General features: G+C 43.8%; 3 protein-coding genes and 2 riboswitches. Of the genes, 2 read left to right on the forward strand and 1 reads right to left on the reverse strand.

The features are described 5' to 3' along the window. Positions 1 to 178: aldehyde dehydrogenase family protein (locus tag PF479_RS20755; RefSeq protein WP_367277216.1), on the reverse strand; the 178-nt coding region annotated here is incomplete at its 3' end. An 86-nt stretch (positions 179 to 264) separates the two neighbouring features. Beyond that, positions 265 to 388: riboswitch (molybdenum cofactor riboswitch) on the reverse strand. Positions 389 to 1,290: 902 nt separating this feature from the next. Here PF479_RS20755 and PF479_RS08355 point away from each other — a divergent pair. Next, positions 1,291 to 1,977: a HesA/MoeB/ThiF family protein gene (locus tag PF479_RS08355; protein WP_298004824.1), complete on the forward strand. Its 687-nt coding sequence runs from the start codon at positions 1,291 to 1,293 to the stop codon at positions 1,975 to 1,977. A gap of 422 nt (positions 1,978 to 2,399) precedes the next feature. Next, positions 2,400 to 2,523: riboswitch (molybdenum cofactor riboswitch) on the forward strand. 131 nt (positions 2,524 to 2,654) lie between these two features. Further along, positions 2,655 to 3,485, forward strand: coding sequence for a substrate-binding domain-containing protein (locus tag PF479_RS08360; RefSeq protein ID WP_298004826.1), 831 nt, complete (start codon positions 2,655 to 2,657; stop codon positions 3,483 to 3,485). Positions 3,486 to 3,488: the final 3 nt, after the last annotated feature.

Consider the following 3,488-nt stretch of genomic DNA (forward strand, 5'->3'; position numbering starts at 1 on the left):
GGACAGGAGTGTTTCTCCACTTTTCTAAAGCATTTCTGGCAGAAGACACCGCCTCATCAATGTCTTGTTGGGTTGCTAGGGGTGTCTGATCTATCAAATCACCCGTGACAGGATTAAAAACATCATTTACTTCACCTGAAGAAGAAAGACACATCTTCTTGTAAATTAACATTTGCATAGTCAACTCCAATAAAAAATTTTATTGAAGGCGAAAGAGACCCATCCCAAAGCACAATTGAATTTACATTCTAAAGTGATAATCGGGATGTTAGATTTTCTTCGCCTTTCCACACTGGGAGGCTTATCTGTTTCCGGATAAACCCTAACGGCTCAATCCCATGCCACTCCGGATTGGTTTAGGAATTTTCGCTCGGCGTCTATTGGTGAATGATCTTGTCATTCACAAATGTATGATTATCAAACATTCCAATGAATTGTTTTGTCAATAATAATTTATTCGATAAATGATTCCCAAGCAAAATTTTCTCATCCTATTTCAATAACTAATGTTATGACTATTTTCAGGATTCTTTTATGCTGAAGGGCAAAAACTTGTTCATACTGTCTTTGCGTGTCATAAAAATCGGTACAATCTCATCAATCCAGAGGAGAAGGTCTGTTCAACCAGTAATTAAGACATGACAAACACCACATCATCGGTTTTAATGCGGTTGTCCATAGTCAGTTCAGTATCCACGTCCTTCCTTAAAAGATTGTCCCCAGGGTTTCTACGACATCTGCCCGGGCTCCGCCCACTAAAAAAGTGACCATACCACAGTCTTCGAAGCTGAGAGCATGGCTCATTCAATTGGAATGAGTAATACCGCAATCATCACCTTTTGATCTCTTCACGTAGAATAGTTTCTATGTCTTGTTGTAATTTGCAAAACTACCCGCTTCAATTCTCATCCCACCCAGCGTGATACTTCCCGTTATGGATTCTTCATAACTCACCAAATCCAGAACTTTTCAGGCTCACTCATCGTACAACCTTAGGCTGCTTTTTTTTCATATCTTCAGTTAGAAGCAGTATCCCGGCTCCTTTTAAGGAACCTTAGAACGCCTCTTTCGAAGCTAGAAGAATGCGGTATTCCCCCGAAATCTATGCTACCCGATGCTTCGGTCAGCCATGCCCGGGTTCCCACGCCGATAGTTCTGAGAAAAATGGTTTTGCCGAGCTGATCTATCATTGATATGTTCAATGCTTTTCATGATAGGAAAGAGTATCTAGTATAGGGAAAAAGGGATATATTTAGGGCCATGATTTGAGATGCTCAAAGGGATCGGAATATGTATAAGAACAGATACCAGCGCAATGGAAGAACCATAACTCCTGAAGAAAATACCATTCTGGCGGGTAAGAAAGTCTTTATCGCCGGTGCCGGCGGATTGGGTGGCTATATCCTTGAATTTCTGCTGAGAGCAGGTGTTGGTCGTATCACCATCATTGATCCAGACAGATTTGACGATACAAATTTAAACCGTCAGATCCTGTGCACCGAGCCTCTTATGAACGTATCAAAAGCCGAAACCGCCGCAAACAGGGCGGCAGTGGTAAACAGCGAAGTGAAAGTGACCGCCCTGAAGGAAAAACTGACGGCAGAGAATGCTCTGGAACTCTGTAAGGGCCATGACATTCTGATAGATGCCCTGGATAATATACCCGCCCGTCTTGCGATGCAGGATGCTGCGGAAAAACTGAATATCCCCATGGTTCACGGTGCTATTGCCGGTTCTTACGGACAGGTATCAGTGGTTATGCCCGGAGACCGAACACTGAGCAAGCTCTATATGGACAGCAAAGACAAAGGTGTGGAAACGGAGCTGGGGAATCCCTCCTATACTCCGGCCATAGTGGCGGGAATGGAAGTCAATGAAGCCCTGAAAGTACTCCTGAACAAAGGCACTCCCCTGGTCAAGAAGGTTTTGTACATTGATCTTTTGGAGAATGAGTATAATACAATAGACATAGTTTAGATCTTAAAGGGCTGTTGAGATACAATCCTCAAAAAGGAATGATTAATAAAATTATCAGAAAAAAACATCAGTAATCATCTTAAATATTTCAAGGAAAGATACCCCCTGATAAATGCAGTACAGATAGTACAAAATCTTCGTTCAGAGGAATATGATAAAATGAAAAATATACATTTAAGAAATGCTGCTGATTACCTGGCAGAACTTTCAGGATAGCATTATCAGAGAATTGGCCTCTCTGAGACCTGGCTGTCTGCTAAATCCTATACTGCTGATCAACAACTTTGATTTCAGAACCCAGCAATTAGTCGACAGGGGATACTGCAGAAGCATTACAAAAGATTGATATAATCTTGTAATACTCATAATTTCCTGAACCTTATTATAAAAAATCCATATTGTTTTCCAGTACAAACCATGGTATTAATACACTACGCCGAGCGAAAATCCCTACCCCGTCCCAGAGCGGCAGGGGGTTGAGCCGTTAGGGTTTATCCGGAAACAGATAGGCCTCCCATTGTGGAAAGGCGGAGAATATCAAACCACCTTTAAAGGACGTCTGATACCAGAGAACCCTTTGAAGTTGATCTCTCCCGCCTTCAATATCCTTTGATCCTGAGTTTGAGAATCTATTGCAGTATCACATCTCTGGACAAAAATACTATTGGAGAGTATTTATGTCAAAAAAATGTAAAATGTCCCTACTCATGCTGGCCCATTGTGTCACTCTCGTCCTTCAGCTGAGCGCCGAAGGACAGTATGAAGAATCAACTCATATCAAACTGGCCACAACAACCAGTACAGAGAATACGGGTCTTCTGGCCGTGCTTCTTCCTGTGTTTAAAGAAAAGACAAACATACAGGTGGATGTCATTGCCGTGGGTACGGGAAAGGCCATTGCCCATGGAGAAAACGGAGACGTGGATCTCATTCTTGTCCATGCCCGCAGCCGGGAAGACGCCTTTGTTGAAGCCGGATACGGCGTGAACCGCAGGGACGTGATGCACAATGATTTTGTCATCCTTGGCCCTGTTTCAGACCCTGCCGGAATTAAAGGAATGACCACAGCCGCCGAAGCCCTTGCAGCCGTAGCCGCAGCAAAGCAGGATTTTCTTTCCAGGGGAGATGATTCGGGTACCCATACAAAAGAAAGAAGCCTCTGGAAAGCCGCCGGAATGACTCCCTCGGGTACATGGTATAAAGAAACCGGACAGGGCATGGGATCCGTACTCACCATGACGAATGAAGTTCAGGGTTATACCATCACCGACAGAGGAACCTGGCTGGCCATGAAGGAGAAGCTGGATCTTGTCATCCTTGTAGAAGGAGATCCCGTTCTGTTCAATCCATACGGTGTAATTGCGGTCAATCCGGATTTGCACAGCCATGTCAACTACGAAGGTGCCATGTCCTTTATCACCTTCCTGACAGGCCCTACCGGCCAGGCCATTATCCGGGACTTCAAAAAAAACGGAGAACCTCTCTTCTATGCGGATGCTTTAAAATAAAAT

It is taken from the genome of Oceanispirochaeta sp. (assembly GCF_027859075.1).
Lineage (GTDB): Bacteria > Spirochaetota > Spirochaetia > DSM-2461 > DSM-2461 > Oceanispirochaeta.